This window comes from Haloarcula sp. Atlit-120R (assembly GCF_003665885.1).
GTDB classification, from domain to species: Archaea; Halobacteriota; Halobacteria; order Halobacteriales; family Haloarculaceae; genus Haloarcula; species Haloarcula taiwanensis.
Genome location: NZ_QPLN01000051.1, coordinates 1 through 543 on the forward strand (window position 1 = coordinate 1; position 543 = coordinate 543).

General features: G+C 66.5%; 1 protein-coding gene. It reads right to left on the reverse strand.

Translation table 11 applies throughout. The features are described from left to right. The coding region (locus tag DVK01_RS21170; protein ID WP_199722414.1) for a Rieske 2Fe-2S domain-containing protein at positions 1 to 493 on the reverse strand (493 nt) is incomplete at its 3' end. Between the last annotated feature and the right edge of the window lie 50 nt (positions 494 to 543).

Below are 543 nucleotides of genomic sequence, written 5' to 3' on the forward strand. Positions count from 1 at the left end.
CGAACCAGTGTTCCGTGGACTTGACGGGCACCGAGTCGAGCGCGAGCCAGTCGGTCTGCTCGGGTTCTTCGTCCTCGTCGTCTTCGTCGTCGTCGCCGTCGTCGCCGTCCTCGTCCTCGCCCGCCGCGCCAGCGGAGAGATAGGTGTACTCGTCGTCGGTCAGGAAGACGCCGCCGTCGGAGACCGCGATGTCCACGTCCGGCAGGCTGGTGCCCGCCGCCTCGCCGTTTTCGCACGCGCCGGAACAGGTGTCGAACATCGACCCGTGTTTCGGGCAGATAATCTCGCCGTCGCGCACCGCCGCGCCGGTCCCCCGGTCGAACCGCTGGTTCTCGTGGGTGCAGGTGTTCGGCCACGCTTCGATACCCGGCTCGTCGTCGCACCGAACGAGAATGAGTTCCGTCGGCCGCGAATACGCGTCCTCCGCGGTGAACAGATACGACCCGTTTTCGGGGACCTCGTCTACGGCCGCGACTCGGGTTCCATCGACCATCGGCCACAGCTATCGACCGAGCGAAAAAGTAGCTATCGACGACGCCGCGG